Consider the following 23,221-nt stretch of genomic DNA (forward strand, 5'->3'; position numbering starts at 1 on the left):
CGAGGGGAGATTCATCGGCCACTCAATCCTCGCTCGACGCGTTCCAGAAGGCCTGCGACACGCCGGGCAGCGCCTCCAGCGCGAGCATCACCGCGTCGAGCTCCTCCGGCACGACGGCCGTGGCGAACAACACCGCCTCGATCTCCGAGTCGGTCTGACCGAAGGGATGCTGCTGGAGATCGCGCGCCGGATAGTGCGCGGCTTCCAGCCGCTCGGCCAGCGCCTCCAGCACCTCGGCGCGGCGGGCGCGCTCGCAGATGACGTAGACGGTATAGGTCGCCTCGGAGGTCTCCTCGCGCAGCGGGCGGCGGTTGATGCGGTTCACCACCGGGCGCAGCAGCGTGTTGGCCGCCAGCACATAGCCCGCGGCGAGCAGCGCCTGGGCCATCAGTCCCGCGCCCGCGCAGGCGCCCACCGCCGCCGAGCCCCACAGCGTCGCCGCCGTGTTGAGCCCGCTGATGTTGGCGCCTTCCTTCATGATCGCGCCCGCGCCCAGGAAACCGATGCCCGAGATCACATAGGCGATCACCTGCATCGGTCCCGGCCCGCCGTGCTGCGCGCTGACCTGCACCGCCAGGTCGACGAAGACGGCGGCGCCGACGGCCACCAGCGCATTGGTCCGCAAGCCCGCGGTGCGCTGGCGCATCTGGCGCTCGAAGCCGATCACGCCGCCCAGCACGAAGGCCAGGGTCACCGCCTGCAGGCTGGCGAAGAAGGCCTCGAGGTCAAAGTGCATCAGATGCATCGCTTCTCCCTGTTCATCTCATCGTTGTTGTTGATCGTGACCATCGATCACCGATCACCGATCACCGATCACCGATCACCGATCACCGATCACCGATCACCGATCACCGATCACCGATCACCGATCACGGATTGCGGATTGCGGATTGCGGATTGCGGATCACGGATTGCGGATCTCCGACCGCCGACCGCTGACCGCGGACCGCCGACCGCCGACCGCCGACCCTGACGTCGGGCCGGCCGCACGCCCCGCGCTGGGCGCTCAGAGCGCCGGCTGGCGGCCCAGGCTCAGCTGCAGCTTGACCGTGGCGGTGGCCAGGTCGCTGCGCGCCTGGAGGTAGGCCAGGTGCGTGTCGTCGGCCGCGCGCTGCGCCGACAGCAGCTCCAGCAGCGAGGCCGAGCCATGCCGGTACGAGGTCCGCATGCCGTCGAGCACCTTGTCCGAGTCGCCCAGGGTGCTGTCGCGGTAGCGGGTGAGGTTCTCCAGCGCGGCGTTGTACTGCGCGAATGTGACACGCACATCCGCCTGGGCCTTGAGCTCGGTCTGCCGCAGCGCCAGCATCGCCTGCGTCACCGCGGACTCGGCCTGCACCAGATCGCCCTTGTCCAGCCGTGACAGCGGAATCGGCACCGACAGCGACACCGACAGCGTGTTGGACCGCGGCGTCGGATCGGTGGGCGCGCCGTCGTCGCCGATGCCGCGGCGGCCCTGCGGCGTGTAGCCGTAGCTCAGGCTGACATTGGGATCGACCTTGCGGTTGGCGCGGGTCAGGTCGGCGGCGGCCCGGGCAGCGTCCAGCGCGGCCCGGGCGCCGCGCACGTCGTCACGCTCGTCCAGGGCGCGGCTCACCAGCGCGTCGACGTCCTCGGAGGCCGGCCCTGGCTGGAAGGCGCAACCCGGCAGCCGCGTTCCGAAAACCTCGGACCAGCGCCGCCCCATGGGCGCGGAGAGCCCCTCCATCGCGGCCCGCGCATCGGCGCGCGCCTTCACGACGGTGGCCAGGAACTGGTCGCGCTCGTTGCGCGATTGCAGCAGCTCGAGGCCGCCGAGGTCGCCCGCACTGTGGCGCAGCTCGTTCATCCGCACGATGTCCGACAGCGATTTCAGCGAGGCCTCCTGGCGCTGCAGCGCCTCGCGGGTCCGGCAGGACTCGATGAAGGCATCGGCCGCGTCGGCGAAGGCCTGGCGCTTCGCGCCTTCCAGGGCGACCTCGCTGACCCGCAGCTGGCTGTTGGCCACCGCGATGCGGCGCTCGCGCTTGCCGCCGGTCTCGATCGTGTAGGACAGGCCGATGCTCTGCGCCAGGCGTGGCTTGGGATTCACCTCGCGGCTGAACTCGACCGGTCCGGCGCCCAGCGACAGCGAGGGATCCGGCCGCAGGCCGGCGATGCCGATGCCGGCGCGGGCCGAGCTCACGGCCTCGCGCTGCGACGCCAGGTCGTTGCTCGTGCGGACGATGGCGTCCAGGTAGGTGGCGAAGTCGACGAGGCCGTCGCGATCGGCGGACTGGGCCTGCGCCGAGGCGACGCAGAGCCCCGCGAGCAGACCGACGAGAGAGCGATGCAGAGGCAGGCGGATCATGCGAGGGACTCCGTGGCGTGATCGTCGAGCGCGGCCTTGGCCGCGCGCTTCGCGGCGGCGCGCTCGGCGCGTTGCTCGATCCAGTAGTAGAGGGCGGGCATCAGCAGCAGCGTCAGCAGCGTGGCGGTCGCCAGGCCGCCGACGACCACCGTCGCCAGCGGGCGCTGCACGTCGCTGCCCAGGCCGGTGGCCAGCATGGCCGGCGTCAGACCCAGCGCGGCGACGGTCGCCGTCATCAGCACCGGCCGCATGCGCGACGCGGCGCCTTCGAGCACCGCCTCCCGCAGCGGGCGTCGGTCCTCGTTCCGCAGCCGGTTGATCTGCGCCACCATCAGCACCCCGCCCAGCACGGCGACGCCGAACAGCGCGATGAAGCCGACCGCGCTCGACACGTTGAGCGTCATCCCGCGCAGATGCAGGGCCGCGAAGCCGCCGATCATGGCCAGCGGCACCACGCCCAGCACCAGCAGCGGCTGGCGCAGGTTGCGGAACTCGGCGAACAGGAGCAGCAGCATCACGCCCAGCGTGGCCGGGAGGATCACCGCCAGCCGGCGCTGCGCGCGCTGCAGGTTCTCGAACTGGCCGCCCCACTCGAGGTGGAAGCGCTGGTGGTCGAAGCGGACCTCGCGCTCCAGCGCGGGCTCGGCCTCCGCCAGGAAGGTCGACAGGTCCCGGCCGCGGGTGTTCAGGCGCACGATGATGTGGCGCTCGCCCATCTCGCGGACGATGACGCTCTCGCCGACCGTGGTGCGGATGCGGGCCACGTCGGACAGCGGCACCTGCGCGCCGTTGGTCCCCGTCAAGCGCAGATCGCCGATGACCTGGGGGCTCGCGCGCGACTCCGGCGTGAAGCGCACCGTCATGTCGTAGTTCTTCTCGCCCACGTAGAGCTGACCGATCGACGTGCCGCCGATGCCCGTCGAGATCAGGTTGGCCACGTCGGCCGCGTTGATGCCCAGCCGGGCGGCCGCGGCGCGGTCCAGGTCGATGCGCAGGTTGGGCAGCGGCGGCTCCACGTCCACCGCCACGTCCGCCGCGCCGGGGATGCCGCGCAGCACCTCGGCCACGCGGGCCGCGATGCGCCGGCCCTCGTCCAGGTCGTCGCCGAAGACCTTGACCACCAGGTCGCTGTGCGCGCCCGACAGCTTGTCCTGCACGCCGTCGATCATGGGCTGCATGAAGGACACCGAGTAGCCCGGCATGCGCGCGAAGCGCTCGCCCATGCGCCGGATCAGGCCCTGCTTGCCACCGGGCGTGGTCCAGGTGTCGTAGGGCTTGAGGCCGACGCTGGCCTCGATGTGGGACGGCGTCCAGTAGTCGGTGCCGTCGTCGTTGCGGCCGGTCTGGGTGACGATGGTGGCGACCTCGGGGAATTCCAGCGCCGCCTTGCGCAGCTCGTCGGCCATGCCGGCGGCCTTGTCCAGCGTGATGCCCGGCGGCATCTGCACCTGCAGCCAGATCGAGCCCTCGTCCAGGTAGGGCAGGAAGTCCCGCCCGATGGTCCCGGCCAGGCCGACCAGCAGCAGCGCCGCGACGGCCACCGCCAGCGCCAGCCGGCGGTGCGCGCCGACGGCCCCGTCGAGGAAGCGGGCGTAGCGCGCCTGCAGCGCCTCCAGCGGCTGGTTGCGGAAGATCCGGCGCGGCCGGCGGAAGGCGAGCCAGGCCAGCGCGGGCGTGAGCATCAGCGCCACCAGCAGCGCGCCGACCAGCGCCGCGCCGACGGCGTAGGCCATCGGGCTGAAGAGCTTGTACTCGATGCGCTCGAAGGCGAAGAGCGGCAGGTAGGCCGCGGCGATCACGGCCATGCCGAAGAAGATCGGCCGCGCCACCTGCAGCGTCGCGGTGATCGCGTCGCGCGGCGTGAGCAGGCGCTCGGCCTCGTGCTCGCGGCGCCGCAGGATGTTCTCGACCACCACCACCGCGCCGTCGACCAGGATGCCGAAGTCGATCGCGCCCAGCGACAGCAGGTTGGCCGGCACCTTGGCGTGGTGCATGAAGATGAAGGCGAACAGCAGCGCCAGCGGAATCGTCGCCGCGACCACGATCGCCGCGCGCGGGCTGCCCAGGAACAGCAGCAGCACCAGGGTGACGACGACCATGCCTTCGATCATGGTGTGGCTGACGGTGTGGGCGGTCTTCTCGATCAGCGTGGCGCGGTCGAGGTAGGGGACGATCTTGACGTCGCCCGGCAGCAGCTTGCCGTTGAGCTCCGCGACCGCCGCATGCAGGCCGTCCAGGGTCTGCGAGGGATTGGTCTCCTTGAGCAGGAGCACGATGCCCTCGAGGGTGTCGCCGTTGCGGTCCTTGCCCAGGATGCCGCGCCGCTCGACGTTGCCGTAGCGCAGCCGGCCCAGGTCCTTGACCAGCACGGGCACGCCGCCGGCGGTCTTCACCACCACGTTGCCCATGTCCTCCAGCGAGTGCAGCAGGCCCACGCCGCGCACCACGTAGGACTGCTCGCCGCGGTCCACGACGCTGCCGCCGCCGCTGTTGTTGTTGGCGTTGACCGCGTCCACCACCTGGCTCAGCGTCAGGCCGTACTGCGTGAGCCGCGCCGGGTCCAGCTCCAGCATGAACTGCGTGGTCAGCCCGCCGAAGTTGGTCACGTCGACCACGCCCGCGACCTTCTTCAGGCGCGGGATGACGGTCCAGAACTGCAGCTCCGAGAGCTCGCGCAGGCTGCGGGTGGGGCTCTCCAGCGTGTAGCGGTAGATCTCGCCGGTGGGCGAGGTGTAGGGATCCAGGCCGGGCTTGGCGTTGTAGGGCAGCGAGAGCTCGGCCAGCCGCTCCTGGAGCCGCTCGCGGGACCAGTAGCCCTCGACGCCGTCCTGGAAGACGACGGTGACCAGCGACAGCCCGAACAGGCTGCGCGTGCGCAGCACCTGCATGCCGGGTGTGCCCAGCAGGGCGCGCTCGATGGGGATGGTGATCTGCTGCTCGACCTCCTCGGCGGCCAGGCCGTTGACCTGGGTGACGATCTGGGAGGTGACGTCGGCGATGTCGGGATAGGCCTCGATGGGCAGCTGCCGGAAGCTGTGCACGCCGTACAGCGCGGCGAAGGCGAAGACCAGCCAGACGATGCCGCGGCGCTCGAAGCAGAGGGAAACCAGGCGCTCAATCATTGAGGAGCACTCCTTCGCGCACGACGACGCGCTCGCCCGGCTTCAGGCCGGACACGATCTCGACCGCATCGCCCAGCGACGCGCCGACGTTGACGTCCCGCGCGCGGTAGCGGCCGGGCGACTGCTCGACGAAGACGCGGGTGAACAGGCCGCTTTGCAGCAGCGCGGAGGACGGCACCACCGGTGCGTCGTGCGAGGGGCCGGAGAACTGGACCTTGGCGAACATGCCGGGACGCAACCGGCCGTCCGCGTTGTCCAGGATCAGGCGGACCTTGACGGTACGGGTGTCGGCATCGAGCACCTCGCCGATGTAGCGGACGGTCCCGTCGCGCGGCGCGTCTGGCCAGGCGTTCAGGCGCACGCGGGCCTTCTGGCCGACGAAGACCTGCGCGAGGTCCTTCTCCGGGACGGCGGCGGTGACCGAGACCTGGCTTAGATCCGCGATGGTCATCAGCGGGGCGTTGATGTCGTTCCAGTAGCCGCCGGGCGCGGCGCTCATCTCGATGACGCGGCCGGCCAGCGGCGCGCGCACCAGCAGGCGGCGTCCCGTGGCGTTGCCGGCGCCCAGCTGCGCGAGCTTGGCCTGCGCGGTGGCGAGGTCGCTGTCGGCCTGCGTGCGGGCGAGCTGCGCCGCCTCCAGGTCCTTGCGGGGCGCGATGTCGGCGTCGAAGAGCAACTGCTGCCGGTCGAGGTCGCGATGCGCCTGCGCCGCCGCGTTGCGGGCCTTGGCGGCGTCGCCCTGCGCGGCGCTGACGTCGGCCGAGTCCAGCGCGAACAGCACGTCGCCCGCCTTGACCGAGTCGCCCAGCGCGCGCTGCAGCCGCTCGATGCGGCCGCTGACCGGCGGGGTGATGCGGGCCAGGTGATCGGGGAGGGCCTCGATGGTGCCGGGCGCGGTGATGGGCTGCTCGACGGCGCGCTGCTCGACCGCGGCGACGACGATGCGGCCGCGCAGCGGCGAGCGTTCGGGCACGACGACGTCGGCGCCGTCATGGCGCAGCGCGGCGGGCGCGGCCGCGGAGCCGGCTTCCGCGCCGATGGCGGCGGAGGCGGTGCTCGCGCCGGTCGAGCCGGCGGCGGCCTGGCCGTCACCGCAGCCGCTCAGCAGCAGGGACGGAAGCAGCAGCAGGCACAGGGGCGTCAGCGCGAGCCGCGACGCGCGCGCGGTCGGGCGGGGTCGAGTCGGCAGGGGGCGGGCGGGTGTCCTCATGGCGAGGTTCTCCAGAGAGGGGTGGTCTGAGACAGGGACGGGCGAGACCGGACCGCATGCGGCGCCCGCCGAGGGCTTCGGCGGGCGTCGCGCGGTCTCGCACGAGGGACAGGGGCGGCACGGGGGCGGCCGCGAAGGACGGGCCCGGCCGGCATCAGCCGATCGACCGGGCGGGCCGTGCCGAGGGGCGTGGTCCGCCGTCGGTCAGGACGCCAGCGGCAGCAGCAGCCCTTGCAGCGAGCCGCGCGCCGGGGGGGCGAGGTGCTCGCGCGACTTGCCGAAGGGCAACTGGGCGCGCACCCGGCCGGGCAGACGGGTCAGCACGGCCTGGCGGCGCGGCTCGGGCAGGACGGACAGGGCATCGGCGGCGACGCGCGGGGGCAGGGCGCTCACCGCCAGAGCGAAGGCCTGCGGGCCGTGCAGCGAGAGCAGCGTGTCGATGCGCTCGACCCGGCGGCGGGCGACGGCGCCGGCGAGCAGGTCGCGCAGCACGTCGCGGCGCCGGACACGGGCAGCCAGGAAGCGGCGGAAGGCGCCGAGGGCGGCCACGGCGCGCAGGGGGCCGAAGGCGCGCAGGGCCGAGAGGGTGGAGAAGACGGAAGCGGCGAGAAAGAACAGCATGAGGGGCTCCTGCGGGCGGCGCCGCGGCCCCTCGGGTTCAAGCGAGAGGGATCCGGACGCGCGTGTCCCGCGATGACGGCGAGAAACGGGAGGAGGCGGCGCGTGCCGCCGGTCGGCGACTACTAGGGTCGGGATCCATGAACGCTCCGTGGCTTGAGGGATGGGCGTCGTGCGCGGGAAGCCGGCTCGACGGGACGGGCGGAAGAGTACGAGCGGGCGTCTGAAGGAATCCTGAACGCGCGATCAGGATCGAGGGGTTTCCCTCGGGTGTCATGAGATCGACATCGACATCGACATCGACATCGACATCGACGGCGACATCGACATCGGCACCGCCACGGCCACCGACACGGCCACCGGCCGACATCGACGGCGACCGCCGCGGCAGCGGCAGCGGTGGCGGTGGCGGTCGCAGCGGCGGCGGTGCCGGCCCGCAGGCCGCAGGCCTCGCACCGTGGTCCCCGACGCGCGACGCACGACGCACGACGCGCGACGCAAGACCTGGCGCGGCGGGCGGCGCAAGACCTGACATGGCCGGCGGTGCAAGACCTGGCACGGTCGGCGGTGCAAGTCCTGGCACGGGGCGTACGGCGGGCGCGGAACGGGCGTCGGCTCCTGCATACTCCGGCGACCATTTCCTCAGGGGGAGAGTTCCATGACGACGATCGTGACGACGCGGCACCAGGTGCGGAGCCGGGTGCGGATGCTGGTGGCGGCGGGACTGATGGTGGCGTCCACGCTGGCCGTGGCGGGCGAACGCGGGGTCTTCGGCTTCGGCCTGAACATCGAGAGCGAGGGCTTCTTCCTCAACCCGACGCTGAAGTCCGTGAAGATCTCCAAGGTCACGCCGGGCTCGCCGGCCGAGCACGGCGGGCTGAAGGTCGGCGACGAGGTGCTCGAGGTCGAGGGCCGCGCCGTGGCGGGCGCCAAGGCTCGCGAGATCCAGGCGCTGGCCGAGAAGGACGTCGGCCAGGCGCTGGTCGTCAAGGTGCGCCACCTCGGCGGCGAGATCGCCGCCATCACGATGGTGCCGGTGGCGAAGCTCGAGTCGAAGTGAGCCGCGTCTGAGCGCGCCGCTTCAGCCGCCGGGCTGAGCGCTCTGGACGTCCGTGCTCCCGGTCCTGCACGGACCGCCAAAGCCGTGCGGGCCGTTCGAACCGGCTGGGCCGCTGGGACCGTCCTGTGCGTCGGGGCGAGCGGGGCCGTCATAGGTCCAGAGGTAGTTCCTCGGCATCGGCCCCTTGTTGCGGCCGCCTTGCTGCGTCTGTTCCCAGGCGTGAGCCAGGATGCCCACCGAACGCGACAGGCAGAACAGGCCGCGCGCCAGCGGAGCGGGGAAGCCCAGCTCCGCGTAGATCACCGCCGTCGCGCCGTCGATGTTCATCGGGATGCGGCGGCCGTTCTTGCGGCGCTCGAGCGCCTGCTCGACCGCGCGCCCGATGCGGGCGAATCGCCCCGACACGACACCCCGCGCCGCCGCCGCGTCGACCAGCGCCAGCAGCGGCGCCGCCCGCGGATCGACCGGGTGGAAGCGGTGACCGAAGCCGGACACGAACTTGCCGTGGCGGTCGATGGCCTCGTCGAGGCCCTGGGCGACGGCGTCCTCCAGCGGCAGGCCCGCGTCGACGCGATCGGCGATCGCGCGGTACATCTCCACCGCCTGCTCCCCCGCGCCGCCGTGCACGTCGCCCAGCACGTTGAGCGCCGAGGCCATCGCATTGTTCAGGCCGACACCGCAGGTCGCGGCCATGCGGGCGATGGCAATGCTGGGCGCCTGCGGACCGTGGTCGACCGCCGACATCAGGGCCGCGTCGAGCAAGCGGGCCTCGTCCTCGCTCGGCAGCGCGCCGCGCGTCATCAGCCAGATCATCTGGGCGAAGCTGGTCCGGCCGATCAGGTCCTCGACCGCATGCCCGCGATAGCGGATCACGCCGGGCGACATCTCGATGATCGAGGTCGTCCACCAGTCCGAGACGCTGGGGTCCCTGGCGGCCTTCACCGCGCCCGCGCCCGCGACCGCGCTTGCGCCACCAGCACCAGCGCCACTAGCACCAGCGCTAGCACCAGCACCAGCACCAGCAGCGCCAGCGCCAGCAGCACGAGTGCCAGAGCCAGAGCCAGTGTCGAGGACCTCGGCGGATCCTCGGGACGTGGGGGTGTCATCCGGGGTCATGTCTTGCCCGCTCATATCGCCTTCTCCTCGCGCAGCACGGCGCGCGCCGCCGCGTCGTAGCCGAGCGAGGCCAGGATCTCGTCGGCGTGCTCGCCCAGTTGGGGCGGTGGGGTGTCGACCGTCGGCGCGCGGCCGTCGATCTTGATGCCGGTGCGGACGACGCGCACATCGCGCTCGATGCCCGGCATGTCGCGGAACTCGCCCACCAGGCCACGGTCCGCGATCTGGGGCTGCGCGAGCGCTTCCTTCACCGTCAGCACCGGGCCGGCCGGCACGCCCGCGGCGTTGAAGCGCTCCCACCACTCGTCCGCGCGCCGCGTCGCGAGCGCCTGCTCCAGCAACTGCTTGAGCTCGGCCCGGTGGCGCAGCCGCGCATGGCGATCGGCGAAGCGCGCATCCGTCTTCCACGCGGGATGGCCGACGACGTCGCAGACGGCCTCGAACTGCTCCTGCTTGTTGGCGGCGATGTTGAGCAGGCCGCGACCGGTGCGGAAGGTGCCCGAGGGGCTGGCGGTGACGTTGTCGTTGCCCATGGGCTGCGGCTCGCGACCGGCGACCAGCAGGTTGGACACGGCCCAGCCCATGGTCGCCATCGCGGCCTCCAGCATGGAGATGTCCAGGAAGGTGGCCTCGGTGCGATGCCGGTCGGCCAGCGCCGCCGCGATCGCGAAGGCCGCAGTCATGCCGCCCAGCGTGTCGGCCACCGGATAGCCGACGCGGCAGGGCGCGCTGGTGGCGTCGCCGGTGATGCTCATCATCCCGGACATGCCCTGGATGATCTGGTCATAGGCCGGCAGGTCGCGCAGCGGGCCGTCCTGGCCGAAGCCGGAGATCGCGCAGTACACGAGCCTGGGGTTGTGCCGCTTCAGGACCTCGAAGCCCGCGCCCAGGCGCGCCATCACGCCGGGGCGGAAGTTCTCGACGACCACGTCGGCGCCGGCGACCAGGCGGCGGAAGACCTCCAGGCCGCGCGGGTGCTTGAGGTCGATCGTGATCGAGCGCTTGCCGGCGTTCTGCGCCAGGAAGGACGCGCCCATGTGGCGCCGGTTGAGCTCGACATCGGCGCCGAGCTGGCGCGCCAGGTCGCCGCCCAGGCGCGCCTCGACCTTGATGACGTCGGCGCCCAGATGCGCCAGCTGGTGGCACGCGAAGGGGCCGGCCAGCACGTTGGTGAGGTCCAGCACGCGGATGCCGCGCAGCGGCCGCGGTGGTGTCCGGGGCGAGCTCGATGCCGTTGCAGCACCAGCACCAGCACCAGCACCAGCACCGGCACCAGCACCAGCACCGGCACCGGCACCGGCAGCACCAGCACCAACAGCAGCAGTGCCCGTGCCCGTGCCCGCGCCCGTGCCGGTCCCCGTGCCGACGGGGGCAGCGGTCTTGCTTGTGGAGGAGTCGTCGGTCATGGCGGGCTCAATCCAGCTTCACGTGGGCGCTGCGGACCAGGTCGCCCCAGCGCTTCTGCTCGGTCTTGAGGAACTGCGCGGTCTGCTGCGGCGAGGCCCACATCGGCACGCTGCCCTCGGCCTGCAGGCGGCCGATGGTGGCGGCCTTGGACATGGCCTTCTCGACCTGCGCGTTCAGGCGCTGCACGACGGCCGGCGGCGTGCCGGCGGGCGCGACGATCATCTTCCAGTCGCTGGTGTCGAAGCCCGGGAAGCCGCTTTCGGCCACGGTCGGGACGTCCGGCAGCACCGGCAGCCTCTTGGGCGAGCTCACCGCCAGCGCGCGCAGCCGGCCCGACTTGATGAAGCCGATCACCGTCTGCGGCGTGGCGAAGTAGTAGTCGACCTGGCCGCCCAGCAGGTCCGTCGCGGCCGGTCCCGCGCCCTTGTAGGGCACATGCGTCGCGTTGATGCCGGCCTGGCGGGAGAAGAGCTCTCCGGTCAGGTGGCCGACGGTGCCGTTGCCGGCGGACGCCATGGTCAAGGTGCCAGGCTTTGCCTTGGCGGCGGCCACCAGCTCGGCGACGGTCTTGAATTTCGAGCTGGGCCCGACCACCAGCACCACCGGCTGACCCGCGACCAGCGCCACCGGCACGAAGGCCTTGGTCGGGTCGTAGGGCATCTTGGGATACAGGGCCGGGTTGATCGCCAGGTTGGCGGTCTGGCCCATGCCCAGGGTGTAGCCGTCGGCCTTGCTCTTGGCGACGGCGTCCAGCCCGATGTTGCCGCCCGCGCCGGCCTTGTTGTCGACGATGAAGGTCCACTGGGTGTCCTCGCGCATGCGGTCCACGACCAGGCGGGTCACGATGTCCGTGCCGCCGCCGGGCGGGAAGGGCACCAGCATCTTGATCGGCTCGGCCGGGTAGGGCGACTCGGCCCGCGCGGCGGTCAGGGGGAGCATCGAAGCGGCGCTGATCGTCACGATCGCCGCGACGGCCAGGGAGGCACGGAAGCTGGGCATGAGGGTTGTCTCCGGGTTGTGATGTTCTATTGGATAGAACTATGATCTGCTAAACAGAACTTTAGAGATCGATGCGGAGGGCTGTCTTCGGGGTTAACCCGAAGGATGGGCGCTGCTGGGACCGCGCGTGTCTGCGCGGCGAGCCCGGACAATCCGCGTCCCGAGGACCATGCATGCCCAAGAAAAACATCGAGAGTTCCGAGCGCGGTCATGAGGCCGCGGAGGCGAACGGCGCCGGCAGCGGCGTCGCGGTGCTGGATCGCGCGTTCGCGCTGCTGGCGGCGTTCGGGCCGGACGACGACCGCTTGTCGCTGACCGAGCTCGCTCGACGGACCGATCTCTACAAGAGCACCGCGCTGCGGCTGCTCGGCGCGCTGGAGCACGGCGGCTTCATCCGCAAGCTCGCCGACGGCAGCTACGCGGTCGGTCCGGCGCCGCTGCGGCTGGCGGCGGTCTACCAGCGCTCGTACCACGTCGGGCATGTGATCGAGCCGCTGCTCAAGCAGCTCAGCGTGGCGACCGGGGAGACCGCGTCGTTCTACGTCCGGCACGGCGACGCGCGGGTGGCGCTGTTTCGCGCGGAACCCTCGCGGTCGGTGCGCGCGGCGGTCGTCATCGGCCAGCAGTACACGCTGGACCAGGGCGCCTCGGGCAAGGTGCTGTGCGCCTTCTCCGCGGACAAGGCGGGCGGCCATGAGGTGATCCGGCGCCAGCTGTGGTCGTTGTCGCGCGGGGAGCGGGATCCGGACACGGCCTCGGTCTCGGCGCCGGTGTTCGGCGTGGGCGGCGAGGTGATGGGGGCGCTGGCGATCTCGGGGCCGCGCACGCGGCTGGGGCCGCCCGACGCCATGCGCGAGGCCTGCCGGCAGGTGCTGGAAGCCGCCCGCGAGGCGAGCCGGCAACTCGGCGGTGACGCCACCGGCCTGGATGCGGCGCTGCGGGCGCTCAAGGACGAGGACTTCGCCGGGGCCTGAGGCTCAAGCCGCCCCCGGGCTCGCAGGCCAGCCCCTGCTCAGGCTCAGGCTCGGACTCGGACTCGGACTCGGACTCGGGCTGACGGCCCGAGGCCCGTCGGTTCACGAAGGCCCCAAAGAAAAAGCGCCCGGTGTCGGGCGCTTCGTCGTCGAGGTGGTGGGCTCAGCCGATCACACCAGCCCTTGCTTGCTCGCCAGCACGGCCGCTTCCGCGCGGCTGGAGACATTGAGCTTCTTGTAGATGGACTTGATGTGGTCGTTGACGGTGAACCACTTGATGCCCATCAGGTTCGCGATCTCCTTGATCGTGAAGCCCTTGCTCAGGTAAGTCAGCACCTCGTTCTCGCGGGGCGTCAGGCGCTCCCATTCCGGCTGCGGGTCCAGCGTGACGCCGCGGCCGAGGGTCGTGGCGCTGGAGGTCAGGCTGCCGAAGCCGGAGTTCAGCCCCATCGGGCCCGAATCGCCGCTCGAGCCCGGGCGGAAATGCTGCAGCAGGCGCCGCGCGATCGCCGGCGACAGCGGCGGCTGGCCGCGGACGATGCGTTGCAGTTCCTCGACCAGCACCTCGAAGCGGTCTTCCTTCAGCAGGTAGCCGTCGGCGCCGCGCTGCAGGGCGGGGAAGAGGTGGTCGTCGTCGGAGTACAGCGTGGTGACGATCTTGACCGCCGGCTTGCCGGCGAGCTCGCCCAGGAACTCCATGCCGTTGCCGTCGGGCAGCTCCAGGTCGACCAGGATGAGCTTGAAGCCCGCCGCGCCGGTTTCGGCCTCGACCTTGGACAGCTGGCGGCGCGCGCCTTCCAGATCGCCGGCCTCGGTGATCTCCATGCCGTCGCTGAAACTCTCTCGCACCACGCGGCACAGGAAGCTGCGGGCGACGGGGTTGTCTTCGACGATGAGAACTTTGACGGCCATGGTGTGGAGAGCGAAAGCTGGCCGCATCCTAGCAGGGGCCCCCTCGCTTGCATGCCCCGTGAAGAAGGGTGTCGCCGCGCCTGCGACAGGCCGCCTTTCCCTCTGGCGTCCCCCCGATGGAGGATGGCGAGGCGCCGCTCCGGTGATCGAGGGGCTTGGATGGGCGGTCGCCCCGATCCGCCGGACGGCGGGAGGGCGGGACGGCCGCGCGTCCGTTCAGTCGTTGACGACCACCAGCTTGCCCACGACCTGGCGAGTGCTCATGCGCGCGAAGGCCTGTGGGAGCTGCGTCATGGGCAGCACCTGGTCGATGACCGGGCGGATCTTGCCGGCGGCGTACCACTGGGCCAGTTCCATCATCATCGCGGCGTTGCGCTTGGGTTCGCGCTTGGCGAATTCGCCCCAGAACACGCCCACCAGCGACGCGCCCTTGAGCAGCGCCAGGTTCAGCGGCAGCGCCGGGATCGCGCCCTGCGCGAAGCCCACCACCAGATAGCGGCCGCGCCAGCCGATCGAGCGGAAGGCCGCCTCGGCGAGGTCGCCGCCGACCGGGTCGTAGATGACGTCCGGACCCTTGCCCTCGGTCAAGGCCTTGATCTCGTCGCGCAGCGAGCCGGTGGCGTAGTTGATGGTGGCGTCCGCGCCGATCTCGCGGCAGCGGGCCAGCTTCTCGTCCGACGAGGCCGCCGCAATCACGCGCGCGCCCGCCGCCTTGGCGATCTGGATGGCCGCCGTGCCCACGCCGCCGGCGGCGCCCAGGATCAGCACGGTCTCGCCGGGCTGCAGCGCCGCGCGGTCCATCAGCGCGTGGTGGCTGGTGGCGTAGGTGCAGATGAAGGCGGCCGCGTCCTGGAACGGGAAGCCCGGGGGCAGCGGCAGGGCCAGCGCGGCCGGGACCAGCGCCTCGGTGCCGAAGCCGCCCGTGCCGGTGAAGGCCGCCACCGCGTCGCCGGGCTTGAACCCGGTCACGCCGTCGCCCACCGCCTCGACCACGCCGGCGAACTCGGTGCCGGGGACGAAGGGCAGCGACGGCTTCATCTGGTACTTGTTCTGCACGATCAGCAGGTCGGGGAAGTTCAGGCTCGCGGCCTTGATCGCGACCTTCAGCTGGCCCGGGCCGGGCTGCGGGGAGGGCAGTTCCTTCCATTGCAGCGCCTCGACGCCGATCGGGTTCTCGCACAGCCATGCCTTCATGGGGATCTCCTGGTTCCGGGTCCGTCTCGCGGGCCGGTTCGTGGTGTAGGGATCGGGTGGCCGCCGGCATCCGTCCGGCCCGCGTCCACCCGGGGTCGGCCGGATGGTAGGGGGCGGGCATCGCTCCTCGCGTCGCTGAGGTGACGGTGCCTACAATGCCGCCCATGCGCATCCTCATCGCCAACGACGACGGCTACCTGGCCCCCGGCCTGCATGCCCTGGTCCGCGCGTGCGAAGGGCTCGGCCAGATCGACGTGATCGCGCCCGAGCAGAACGCCAGCGGCACTTCCAACTCGCTCACCCTGAGCCGCCCGTTGTCGGTCTACACCGCGGCCAACGGCTTCCGCTACGTCAACGGGACGCCGTCCGACTGCGTCCACCTGGCGCTGACGGGGCTGCTGGACTATCGCCCGGACCTGGTGCTCTCGGGCATCAACAACGGCGCCAACATGGGCGACGACACGCTCTACTCGGGCACGGTCGCCGCCGCCACCGAGGGCTACCTCTTCGGCATCCCGTCGATCGCGTTCTCGCAGGTCGACAAGGGCTGGGGCCACATCGACGCCGCGGCCGCGACCGCGCGTCAACTGGTCCAGGACGTCATCGCCGGCGGGCTGGGCCACCCCTTCCTGCTCAGCGTGAACATTCCGAATCGGGCCGACGCGGCCGCGCTGCCGCGGCAGATCACGCGCCTGGGCCGCCGCCATGCGAGCGAGGCCACCATCCAGCAGCGCAGCCCGCGCGGCGAGATGATCTACTGGATCGGACCGGCCGGGAACGCGCGCGAGGCGGGCGAGGGCACGGACTTCCACGCCACCGCCAACGGGGCCGTGTCGGTCACGCCGCTGCAGGTCGACCTGACCGAGCACGCGACGCTGGGCGACTGGAGCCGTCGTCTGCGGACCGACGGACGCGCATGACCCAGACGCCGCCGCGGCCCAAGCGCTTCCCGCTGTCGCTGAACCAGCTCGGCACGACGCCGCGTCCGAGCGCCGCCGCGGCCGCCGAGGCGCGCGAGCCCATCAAGCCGCAAGGCCACTGGCAGCAGGCCGCCGCGATCAAGGCGCGCCAGTCCACGCCGATCGGCATCGGCCTGGACTCGGTGGGCGTGCGTCAGCGCATGGTCCAGCGCCTGCGGCGCGAGGGGCTGAGCGACGAGCGCGTGCTGCAGTCGCTGGCGACCGTCCCCCGTCACGAGTTCGTCGACTCGGCGCTCGCGACGCAGGCCTACGAGGACACCAGCCTGCCCATCGGCCATGGGCAGACGATCTCCAAGCCCTCGGTGGTCGGCCGGATGATGGCGCTGATGATGGACGCGCCCGGCGCGCGCCAGCGCGGCCATCTGGGCAAGGTGCTGGAGATCGGCACCGGCTGCGGCTACCAGGCCGCGCTGCTGATGCAACTCTCGAAACAGGTCGTGTCCATCGAGCGGCTCAAGCCGCTGCACGACAAGGCCCGGCTCAACCTCACCGGCTATCACCAGATCCGGCTGGTCTACGGCGACGGCATGCTGGGCCATGTGCCCTCGGCCCCGTACGACAGCATCATCGCGGCCGCGGGCGGCGACGACATCCCGCAGGCCTGGCTGGACCAGCTCGCCCCCGGTGGTCGTCTGGTCGCGCCGATGACGGCCCCGGGCGGTCGCGGCCAGGTCCTGGTGCTGATCGATCACGTCCGCGACGCCTCGGGATCGCGCTTTGTGCGCAGCCTGCATGAGGCGGTGCTCTTCGTGCCCCTAAAATCCGGCGTCATGTAGCGCACGGCCGGGCCGCCACCGCGGCCCACGAATTCGCCCCGCTGCACGATTCCCCAAACGAGACCTCACGAGCGCATGCAACAACTTCTCCGTCTTCCGCTGCTTTGGACCTCCGTGGTGTTGCTGGCGCTCGCGGGTTGCACGTCGACCCCGCATCGCGCGCCGGTCGAGGATCGCAGCGTCGGCAAGAGCGCGGGCGCGTCCTCGTCGATCACCGGCACCGCCGTCACGCCGGCTCCCGAATCCAAGCCGCTGCCCGGCGCCGAGAACGCCGGCAAGCCCGGCTACTACACCGTCAAGCCGGGCGACACGCTGATCCGCATCGCGATGGACAACGGCCAGGGCTGGCGCGACGTCGCCAAGTGGAACGGCATGGACAACCCCAACCTGATCGAGGTGGGTCAGGTCTTGCGCGTGGCGCCCCCGGGGGTCGATCCGAGCGCCGTGACCACGCGCCCGCTGGCCGCCTCCAAGGTCGAGACCCGCCCGCTGGACAGCAAGACGCCCGCGACGAGCCCGGCGGCCTCCGCCGCCACGTCGACCCCGACGACCACCGCCTCGTCCAGCCCCGCGACCAAGGACGACGACGACATCAGCTGGGGCTGGCCGGCGTCCGGTCAGGTCGTGGCGGGTTTCGACGAGGTCCGCAACAAGGGCATGTCCTTCTCCGGCAAGGCCGGGGATCCGGTGTTCGCCGCCGCCGATGGCCGCGTGATGTATGCGGGCGCGGGGTTGCGCGGATACGGCAACATGATCATCATCAAGCACAGCACGAACTACCTGACGGCCTACGCGCATAACCAGACGCTGCTGGTGAAGGAAGACCAAGTGGTGCGCAAGGGCCAGAAGATTGCCGAGATGGGTTCGAGCGACGCGGACCAGGTCAAGCTGCACTTCGAGGTGCGCAAGCAGGGCAAGCCGATCGATCCTTCGAAGCTGCTGCCCGCGCGCTGAGGCGCTCAAGGAGGCGCCGCGACATGAACATGCAACGCGCCTCTTCGACAGACGGTCACCTTCCGACCGACGGCCTGGACCATCCAGGCCGTTTCGCGTTGCAGCCCTCGATCGCCGGCACGGATCCGGCGGCCGGCGGGCACGACGCGCATGCGGCGCGTGATGCGCATGAGCCCCGGCGCTCGCATGATGGCCACGAGTTGGCCGATGGACACGAGGCTTCCGCCGGACATGACGGGTTCGATGGCCATGAGGGCCGCGATGGTCATGAACCGCTTGAAGGGGACGAGACGCGCGCCGACGGATCGGCCGGCGACGGCGAGCCCGCGAGCGACCCCGACGAGGATGACGAGGCCCGCGCCCTGCGCGGCGAAGGCGCCGCCGGCGCGCGCAACGGCCGCGCCAGCAAGGGGGATCTCGGTCCCGCCGATGGCGACGCGACCAATGCGCTGCAAGCGTATCTGCGCGACATTCGGCGCACGCCGCTGCTGACGCCGCAGGAAGAGTTCGACACCGCCGTGAAGGCGAGGGCGGGCGACTTCGACGCTCGCCAGGCCATGATCGAGCACAACCTGCGCCTGGTCGTGAGCATCGCCAAGAACTATCTGGGCCGCGGTCTGCCGATGAGCGATCTCATCGAGGAGGGCAATCTCGGCCTGATGCACGCGATCGGCAAGTTCGAGCCCGAACGCGGCTTCCGTTTTTCCACCTACGCGAGCTGGTGGATCCGTCAGGCCGTCGAGCGCGCGCTGATGCACCAGGCACGGCTGGTCCGCTTGCCGGTGCACATCGTGCGCGAACTGAATCAGGTGCTGAAGGCGCGCCGCGCGCTGGAGGCTGTTGCCGCGGAGCGGGGTGGCGAGGGCGTCGTGCGGGCCGAGGACGTCGCCCAGGCGCTGGGGCGGCCGGTCGACGAGATCGCCGAGCTGCTGGCCTATGCGGAGTTGCCCAGTTCGCTGGATTCGCCCGTCGACCGCAACGGCGAGGGCGGCGAATCGATGCTGGACCTGGTCGCCGACGAGACGGCCATCGACCCGGCGGGATTGCGGCTCAGCCACGAGCTGGAAGACTTGCTGAAGACAGGGCTGGCCTCGCTCAGCGATCGCGAGCGCGAGGTGCTCGCGGGGCGCTACGGGCTCGCGGACCGCGAGCCGGAGACGCTGGACATCCTGGCCGTGAGGCTCGGGTTGACGCGGGAGCGCATTCGGCAGATCCAGATCGAGGCGCTGGCCAAGCTCAAGCGCAACATGATGCGGCAAGGCATCTCGCGCGATTCGATCTTCTGAGGGAGTGCCCCATCGCGCGCTGGGATAATGCGCGCCCATGACTGATGTATCGGAATGGCTGAAGGTCGAATCGCTGGACCTGGAAGCGCAGGGCGTCGCCCATAACAGCGAAGGCAAGGTCGTCTTCATCGAGGGCGCCTTGCCCGGCGAGGAAGTGCAGGTCGCCGTCGGCCGCAAGAAGAACAACTGGGAGCAGGCCGCGTTGGTGGCCATGCGCCGCGAGAGCTCGCAACGCGTGCGGCCGGTGTGTCCGCATTTCGGCCTCCATGCCGGCGCCTGCGGGGGCTGCAAGATGCAGCATCTCCACCCGGCGGCCCAGGTGGCGGTCAAGCAGCGTGTGCTGGAAGACAACCTGTGGCACCTCGGCAAGGTCAAGCCCGAGCAGTTGCTTCGTCCGATCGAGGGTCCCGCGACCGGTTATCGCTATCGCGCGCGCCTGTCGGTGCGCTACGTGCCGAAGAAGGGGCATGTGCTGGTGGGCTTCCACGAGCGCAAGAGTCGCTACATCGCCGACATGCAGGTCTGCAAGGTGCTGCCCGAGCAGGTGAGCGCGATGCTGATGCCGCTGCGCGAGCTGATCGGCGCGATGGACGCGCGCGATCGGCTGCCGCAGATCGAGCTCGCCATCGGCAACAACGACGGCCAGGAAGTGATCGCGCTGGTGCTGCGGCATCTGGAGCCGCTGAGCGCCGGTGACGTCGACAAGCTGCGCGCCTTCGCCGCCGAGCGCGGTGTGCAATGGTGGCTGCAACCCAAGGGGCCGGAGACGGTGCATCTGCTCGATGCCGACGGTCCGGAGCTGGCCTACACGCTGCCGGAATTCGGCGTCGTGATGCCCTTCAAGCCGACCGACTTCACGCAGGTCAATCACCACATCAACACGGTTCTTGTCGGCCGCGCGCTGCGTCTGCTGGCTGTGCAGCCGGGCGAGCGCGTCATCGACTGGTTCTGCGGTCTGGGCAACTTCACGCTGCCGCTGGCGACGCAGGCCCGCGAGGTGCTGGGCATCGAGGGCAGCGAGGCGCTGGTGCAGCGGTCGCGAGAGAACGCGGCGCGCAACCAGCTCGATCACAAGGCGTCCTTCGTCGCGCGCAACCTGTTCGAGATGACGCCGCAGCTGCTGGCCGCCGACGGCGAGTCGGATCGCTGGCTGGTCGACCCGCCGCGCGAGGGCGCGTTCGCGCTGGCCAAGGCGCTGGCGGACCTGGTGCAAGATCCGTCGTTGGCGCCGGGCTGGACGCCACCCAAGCGCATCGTCTACGTGTCCTGCAACCCGGCCACGCTGGCGCGCGACGCGGGCCTGCTGGTCAACGTGGCGGGCTACCGCTGCACGAACGCGGGCGCGGTCAACATGTTCCCGCACACGGCCCACGTCGAGAGCATCGCGGTGTTCGAGCGCTGAGGCAGAGGCTCGAGGGCGCGACGGCGCTCGGCCAGCAAAGCAGAAAGGGGTCCGACGGACCCCTTTCTCGTTGGCGCCGACCTCGTGGCCGAGGTGGCGCGAAGGTGGCTGTCGCCGGATTACTCGCGGTCGCCGCCGAAGATGCCCAGCAGCTGCAGCAGCGCGGTGAACACGTTGTACAGGTCCAGGTAGATGTTCAGCGTGGCGCTGATGTAGTTGGTCTCGCCGCCATCGACGATGCGCTTGACGTCCACCAGCAGGAAGGCCGAGAAGATGCCCAGCACGGCCACCAGCAGCGCCAGATGCACGCCGGTGGACTGCAGGAACACGTTGGCGATGCCGGCGATCATCGCGATCACGGCGCCCACGAACAGGAACTTCTGCAGGCCCGACAGGTCGCGCTTGACGACGGTGGCCAGCGTGGCCATCGCGAAGAAGATCGCCGCGGTGCCCCCGCCGGCCATCATGATCAGCGAGCCGCCGTTCTTGAAGCCCAGCGTCCAGGCCAGCAGGCGCGACAGCATCAGGCCCATGAAGAACGTGAAGCCCAGCAGCGCGAACACGCCGGCCGACGAGTTCTTGGTCTTCTCGATCAGGAACATCAGGCCGAAGGCGCCGGCGAAGAACACGATCATCGACAGGCCCGGGCCCATCGTGGCGAAGATGCCGGTGGCGACGCCGATCCAGGCGCCCAGCACCGTGGGGATCAGCGACAGCGCCAGCAGCGCGTACGTGTTGCGCAGGACGCGCTGGCGGTCCGCGGCCAGCGACGAGCCGTAGCCGAAGTCGCCGGTTTGAGGTTGGTAGCTCTGGTTGCTCATGTGCGTGCGCCCCATGAAAAAAGTGTTGCGACCATTGTAGGCGGCGACCTTAAGGCTTCGTTAAAGTCGGCGGCCAAGAAGCCCATCACTTTCTTCACCCGGAACACGAGGAGCCCCCATGAAGCAGAAGCCTTACCTGAGCCTGGACGAGGTCAAGCGCATCGCCGCCGCCGCGGAAGCCGAGGCGCTCAAGAACAACTGGCCGGTGACCATCGCCATCGTCGATGACGGCGGCCATCTGCTGTGGTTGCAGCGTCTGGACAATGCCGCGGCGACGTCCGCCGTGATCGCCCCCGCCAAGGCCAAGACGGCCGCGATGGGTCGTCGCGATTCCAAGGTCTACGAGGACATCGTCAACAACGGCCGCAACGCCTTCCTGAGCGTGCCGCTGGAAGGGATGCTCGAGGGTGGCGTGCCGGTGATGGTCGACGGCTTCTGCATCGGTGCGGTGGGCGTCAGCGGCGTGAAGTCCAACGAGGACGCGCAGATCGCCAAGGCAGGCATCGCCGCGCTGGGCTGATCCCTGGCTTCTTCGCGCCGAGATCGGTTCGCCGCGTCGGCTGATCTCGGCCGATTCCCCCGTCGCCATCGGGGTTCACGAGGATCGCGCGCGGCGCGACCTCGCGGCTGGCGGCCGGCTTTCACGTGTCGACGTGATGACCTGTTTGCGCAAATCTTCTCGGTAGATACCCTGGCGGGTTATACTTTGCAGGTTTACCCGCAACCTACCGCGCCCCGCACACTTCATCCCCGAACGCATCGGATCCCCACGGGATCCACTCCTTCACAGGAGTCCTGAGCGCACCCGCACGCCGAGTCGTCCAAGGCGTGCGCGCGATGCGCGTCGGAGACCCCGAAGCAGAGCTGGGCGCGCGCACAACAACGGAGTTTCCCGTGCTGCCCGATCTGCTTTCCGCTCCTCCCGCGATTCTTGCCCTGGCAGACGGCACGGTCTTCAAGGGTTCGTCGCTCGCCGCGAGCGGCCGAACCGTCGGTGAAGTGGTGTTCAACACCTCGCTCACCGGCTACCAAGAAATCCTCACCGACCCGAGCTACTGCCGCCAGATCGTCACCCTGACGTATCCGCACATCGGCAACTACGGCGTCAACGATGAGGACGTCGAGGCGTCGAAGATCCATGCCGCTGGCCTGATCATCAAGGAGGCGCCGGTCCTCGACTCGAACTTCCGCAAGAACCGCACGCTGCGCCAGTACCTGCGCGACGAAGGCACGGTCGCGATCGCGGACATCGACACGCGCCGCCTGACGCGCGTGCTGCGCGAGAAGGGTGCCCAGAACGGCTGCATCCTGGCGCTGGACGCCGGTGAGCAGATCACGCAGGCCCACATCGACGAGGCGATCGCCCTGGCCAAGGGCGCGCCCAGCATGGCCGGCCTGGATTTGGCCAAGGTCGTCAGCCGCGCCGAGCGCGAGACCTGGACCGAGACCGAGTGGACGCTCGGCCAAGGCTACGGCGACCAGACCGCCCCGAAATTCCACGTCGTCGCCTACGACTTCGGCGTGAAGAGCAACATCCTGCGCATGCTGGCCTCGCGCGGCTGCAAGATCACGGTCGTGCCGGCGCAGACGCCCGCGTCGGAGGTCTTCGACCTCGAGCCGGACGGCGTCTTCCTGTCCAACGGCCCCGGCGATCCGGAGCCCTGCGACTACGCCATCAAGGCGACCGCGCAGCTGATCGAGGCGGGCATCCCCACCTTCGGCATCTGCCTGGGTCACCAGATCATGGCGCTGGCCTCCGGCGCCAAGACCTTCAAGATGAAGTTCGGCCATCACGGCGCGAACCACCCGGTGAAGGATCTGGACAACGGCCGCGTCAGCATCACCAGCCAGAACCACGGCTTCGCGGTCGATCCCGACACGCTGCCCGCCAACCTGCGCCCGACGCACGTCAGCCTGTTCGACGGCACGCTGCAGGGCCTGGCCCGCACCGACAAGCCGGCCTTCTGCTTCCAGGGTCACCCGGAAGCGAGCCCCGGCCCGCACGACATTTCGTATCTGTTCGACCGCTTCATCGGTCTGATGTCCAAGGCCTGATGAAGGGGG

21 protein-coding genes are annotated in these 23,221 nt (G+C 70.5%); 9 read left to right on the forward strand and 12 right to left on the reverse strand.

What is annotated here, in order from left to right; genetic code table 11:
• Window positions 1-22: 22 nt before the first annotated feature.
• The 5 genes from MCHT01_RS07525 to MCHT01_RS07545 all read right to left on the reverse strand — a co-directional run bounded on the left by MCHT01_RS07525 (window position 23) and on the right by MCHT01_RS07545 (window position 7,279).
• On the reverse strand, window positions 23-745 hold the full coding sequence (locus tag MCHT01_RS07525) for an MgtC/SapB family protein (RefSeq protein ID WP_067064226.1): 723 nt from the start codon (window positions 743-745) through the stop codon (window positions 23-25).
• Between the two features lie 261 nt (window positions 746-1,006).
• Window positions 1,007-2,326 carry a TolC family protein gene (locus tag MCHT01_RS07530; RefSeq protein ID WP_067064228.1) on the reverse strand — a complete coding sequence of 440 codons (1,320 nt, stop codon included), beginning with the start codon at window positions 2,324-2,326 and terminating at the stop codon, window positions 1,007-1,009.
• Window positions 2,323-5,448: an efflux RND transporter permease subunit gene (locus MCHT01_RS07535; protein ID WP_067064230.1), complete on the reverse strand. Its 3,126-nt coding sequence runs from the start codon at window positions 5,446-5,448 to the stop codon at window positions 2,323-2,325. Before MCHT01_RS07535 ends, MCHT01_RS07530 begins: the two co-directional genes overlap by 4 nt.
• Entirely contained in the window at window positions 5,441-6,658 is a 1,218-nt protein-coding gene (locus MCHT01_RS07540; protein WP_084452127.1) for an efflux RND transporter periplasmic adaptor subunit, read from the reverse strand. Before MCHT01_RS07540 ends, MCHT01_RS07535 begins: the two co-directional genes overlap by 8 nt.
• Window positions 6,659-6,862: 204 nt before the next feature.
• A complete protein-coding gene (locus MCHT01_RS07545; RefSeq protein WP_067064232.1) occupies window positions 6,863-7,279 on the reverse strand; it encodes a hypothetical protein in 417 nt (138 codons plus the stop codon).
• A gap of 655 nt (window positions 7,280-7,934) precedes the next feature.
• On the opposite strand from MCHT01_RS07545, the gene MCHT01_RS07550 reads away from it, so the two are divergent.
• Window positions 7,935-8,336, forward strand: a complete 402-nt coding sequence (locus MCHT01_RS07550; RefSeq protein WP_067064234.1) for a PDZ domain-containing protein — start codon at window positions 7,935-7,937, stop codon at window positions 8,334-8,336.
• A gap of 21 nt (window positions 8,337-8,357) precedes the next feature.
• On the opposite strand, the gene MCHT01_RS07555 is transcribed toward MCHT01_RS07550, so the two are convergent.
• Genes MCHT01_RS07555 through MCHT01_RS07565 form a run of 4 tightly spaced genes read right to left on the reverse strand, consistent with a single transcriptional unit; the run spans window position 8,358 to window position 11,858 of the window.
• A complete protein-coding gene (locus tag MCHT01_RS07555; protein ID WP_259375136.1) occupies window positions 8,358-9,278 on the reverse strand; it encodes a citryl-CoA lyase in 921 nt (306 codons plus the stop codon).
• The gene (locus MCHT01_RS26695; RefSeq protein WP_169806103.1) at window positions 9,275-9,442 is read right to left on the reverse strand and encodes a hypothetical protein; all 168 of its coding nucleotides are present in this window, start codon (window positions 9,440-9,442) and stop codon (window positions 9,275-9,277) included. Before MCHT01_RS26695 ends, MCHT01_RS07555 begins: the two co-directional genes overlap by 4 nt.
• A gap of 21 nt (window positions 9,443-9,463) precedes the next feature.
• Entirely contained in the window at window positions 9,464-10,858 is a 1,395-nt protein-coding gene (locus MCHT01_RS07560) for a CaiB/BaiF CoA transferase family protein (RefSeq protein WP_084452129.1), read from the reverse strand.
• A 7-nt stretch (window positions 10,859-10,865) separates the two neighbouring features.
• Complete coding sequence (locus MCHT01_RS07565) at window positions 10,866-11,858, reverse strand: Bug family tripartite tricarboxylate transporter substrate binding protein (protein ID WP_169806104.1); 993 nt, start codon at window positions 11,856-11,858, stop codon at window positions 10,866-10,868.
• Between the two features lie 173 nt (window positions 11,859-12,031).
• Between MCHT01_RS07565 and MCHT01_RS07570 the strand changes: the two genes are divergently transcribed.
• Complete coding sequence (locus MCHT01_RS07570; RefSeq protein WP_067064235.1) at window positions 12,032-12,832, forward strand: IclR family transcriptional regulator; 801 nt, start codon at window positions 12,032-12,034, stop codon at window positions 12,830-12,832.
• 171 nt (window positions 12,833-13,003) lie between these two features.
• On the opposite strand, the gene MCHT01_RS07575 is transcribed toward MCHT01_RS07570, so the two are convergent.
• Entirely contained in the window at window positions 13,004-13,744 is a 741-nt protein-coding gene (locus MCHT01_RS07575) for a LuxR C-terminal-related transcriptional regulator (RefSeq protein ID WP_067064237.1), read from the reverse strand.
• A gap of 216 nt (window positions 13,745-13,960) precedes the next feature.
• Window positions 13,961-14,938, reverse strand: coding sequence for an NADPH:quinone oxidoreductase family protein (locus MCHT01_RS07580; RefSeq protein ID WP_067064239.1), 978 nt, complete (start codon window positions 14,936-14,938; stop codon window positions 13,961-13,963).
• A 164-nt stretch (window positions 14,939-15,102) separates the two neighbouring features.
• Here MCHT01_RS07580 and surE point away from each other — a divergent pair, with 164 nt between their 5' ends.
• The 5 genes from surE (at window position 15,103) to rlmD (ending at window position 20,336) form a co-directional block, all read left to right on the forward strand.
• Window positions 15,103-15,858 (forward strand): 5'/3'-nucleotidase SurE, encoded by a 756-nt coding sequence (gene surE, locus MCHT01_RS07585; protein ID WP_067064241.1) that lies wholly within the window; start codon window positions 15,103-15,105, stop codon window positions 15,856-15,858.
• The gene (locus MCHT01_RS07590) at window positions 15,855-16,694 is read left to right on the forward strand and encodes a protein-L-isoaspartate(D-aspartate) O-methyltransferase (protein ID WP_067064243.1); all 840 of its coding nucleotides are present in this window, start codon (window positions 15,855-15,857) and stop codon (window positions 16,692-16,694) included. The genes surE and MCHT01_RS07590 overlap by 4 nt, the downstream gene beginning before the upstream one ends.
• Before the next feature lie 75 nt (window positions 16,695-16,769).
• Window positions 16,770-17,648 carry a peptidoglycan DD-metalloendopeptidase family protein gene (locus MCHT01_RS07595; protein WP_067064245.1) on the forward strand — a complete coding sequence of 293 codons (879 nt, stop codon included), beginning with the start codon at window positions 16,770-16,772 and terminating at the stop codon, window positions 17,646-17,648.
• Window positions 17,649-17,671: 23 nt separating this feature from the next.
• Window positions 17,672-18,934: an RNA polymerase sigma factor RpoS gene (rpoS, locus tag MCHT01_RS07600; protein ID WP_439956157.1), complete on the forward strand. Its 1,263-nt coding sequence runs from the start codon at window positions 17,672-17,674 to the stop codon at window positions 18,932-18,934.
• A gap of 37 nt (window positions 18,935-18,971) precedes the next feature.
• Entirely contained in the window at window positions 18,972-20,336 is a 1,365-nt protein-coding gene (rlmD, locus tag MCHT01_RS07605) for a 23S rRNA (uracil(1939)-C(5))-methyltransferase RlmD (protein ID WP_067064247.1), read from the forward strand.
• 119 nt (window positions 20,337-20,455) lie between these two features.
• Here rlmD and MCHT01_RS07610 read toward each other — a convergent pair whose 3' ends face one another.
• A complete protein-coding gene (locus MCHT01_RS07610) occupies window positions 20,456-21,157 on the reverse strand; it encodes a Bax inhibitor-1/YccA family protein (protein WP_067064379.1) in 702 nt (233 codons plus the stop codon).
• Between the two features lie 118 nt (window positions 21,158-21,275).
• Here MCHT01_RS07610 and MCHT01_RS07615 point away from each other — a divergent pair, with 118 nt between their 5' ends.
• Window positions 21,276-21,677: a GlcG/HbpS family heme-binding protein gene (locus MCHT01_RS07615; protein ID WP_067064250.1), complete on the forward strand. Its 402-nt coding sequence runs from the start codon at window positions 21,276-21,278 to the stop codon at window positions 21,675-21,677.
• 374 nt (window positions 21,678-22,051) lie between these two features.
• Window positions 22,052-23,212, forward strand: coding sequence for a glutamine-hydrolyzing carbamoyl-phosphate synthase small subunit (carA, locus tag MCHT01_RS07620; RefSeq protein ID WP_067064252.1), 1,161 nt, complete (start codon window positions 22,052-22,054; stop codon window positions 23,210-23,212).
• Window positions 23,213-23,221: the final 9 nt, after the last annotated feature.

It is taken from the genome of Mitsuaria chitosanitabida ATCC BAA-476 = NBRC 102408 (assembly GCF_001598255.1).
Lineage (GTDB): Bacteria > Pseudomonadota > Gammaproteobacteria > Burkholderiales > Burkholderiaceae_C > Roseateles > Roseateles chitosanitabidus.

What these genes read in the sequence shown, in the direction of transcription:
- MCHT01_RS07525 (WP_067064226.1), bottom strand. Translation starts at nt 745, where the DNA reads ATGCATCTGATGCACTTTGACCTCGAGGCCTTCTTCGCCAGCCTGCAG.
- MCHT01_RS07530 (WP_067064228.1), bottom strand. Translation starts at nt 2,326, where the DNA reads ATGATCCGCCTGCCTCTGCATCGCTCTCTCGTCGGTCTGCTCGCGGGG.
- MCHT01_RS07535 (WP_067064230.1), bottom strand. Translation starts at nt 5,448, where the DNA reads ATGATTGAGCGCCTGGTTTCCCTCTGCTTCGAGCGCCGCGGCATCGTC.
- MCHT01_RS07540 (WP_084452127.1), bottom strand. Translation starts at nt 6,658, where the DNA reads ATGAGGACACCCGCCCGCCCCCTGCCGACTCGACCCCGCCCGACCGCG.
- MCHT01_RS07545 (WP_067064232.1), bottom strand. Translation starts at nt 7,279, where the DNA reads ATGCTGTTCTTTCTCGCCGCTTCCGTCTTCTCCACCCTCTCGGCCCTG.
- MCHT01_RS07550 (WP_067064234.1), top strand. Translation starts at nt 7,935, where the DNA reads ATGACGACGATCGTGACGACGCGGCACCAGGTGCGGAGCCGGGTGCGG.
- MCHT01_RS26695 (WP_169806103.1), bottom strand. Translation starts at nt 9,442, where the DNA reads ATGACACCCCCACGTCCCGAGGATCCGCCGAGGTCCTCGACACTGGCT.
- MCHT01_RS07560 (WP_084452129.1), bottom strand. Translation starts at nt 10,858, where the DNA reads ATGACCGACGACTCCTCCACAAGCAAGACCGCTGCCCCCGTCGGCACG.
- MCHT01_RS07565 (WP_169806104.1), bottom strand. Translation starts at nt 11,858, where the DNA reads ATGCCCAGCTTCCGTGCCTCCCTGGCCGTCGCGGCGATCGTGACGATC.
- MCHT01_RS07570 (WP_067064235.1), top strand. Translation starts at nt 12,032, where the DNA reads ATGCCCAAGAAAAACATCGAGAGTTCCGAGCGCGGTCATGAGGCCGCG.
- MCHT01_RS07575 (WP_067064237.1), bottom strand. Translation starts at nt 13,744, where the DNA reads ATGGCCGTCAAAGTTCTCATCGTCGAAGACAACCCCGTCGCCCGCAGC.
- MCHT01_RS07580 (WP_067064239.1), bottom strand. Translation starts at nt 14,938, where the DNA reads ATGAAGGCATGGCTGTGCGAGAACCCGATCGGCGTCGAGGCGCTGCAA.
- surE (WP_067064241.1), top strand. Translation starts at nt 15,103, where the DNA reads ATGCGCATCCTCATCGCCAACGACGACGGCTACCTGGCCCCCGGCCTG.
- MCHT01_RS07590 (WP_067064243.1), top strand. Translation starts at nt 15,855, where the DNA reads ATGACCCAGACGCCGCCGCGGCCCAAGCGCTTCCCGCTGTCGCTGAAC.
- MCHT01_RS07595 (WP_067064245.1), top strand. Translation starts at nt 16,770, where the DNA reads ATGCAACAACTTCTCCGTCTTCCGCTGCTTTGGACCTCCGTGGTGTTG.
- rpoS (WP_439956157.1), top strand. Translation starts at nt 17,672, where the DNA reads ATGAACATGCAACGCGCCTCTTCGACAGACGGTCACCTTCCGACCGAC.
- rlmD (WP_067064247.1), top strand. Translation starts at nt 18,972, where the DNA reads ATGACTGATGTATCGGAATGGCTGAAGGTCGAATCGCTGGACCTGGAA.
- MCHT01_RS07610 (WP_067064379.1), bottom strand. Translation starts at nt 21,157, where the DNA reads ATGAGCAACCAGAGCTACCAACCTCAAACCGGCGACTTCGGCTACGGC.
- MCHT01_RS07615 (WP_067064250.1), top strand. Translation starts at nt 21,276, where the DNA reads ATGAAGCAGAAGCCTTACCTGAGCCTGGACGAGGTCAAGCGCATCGCC.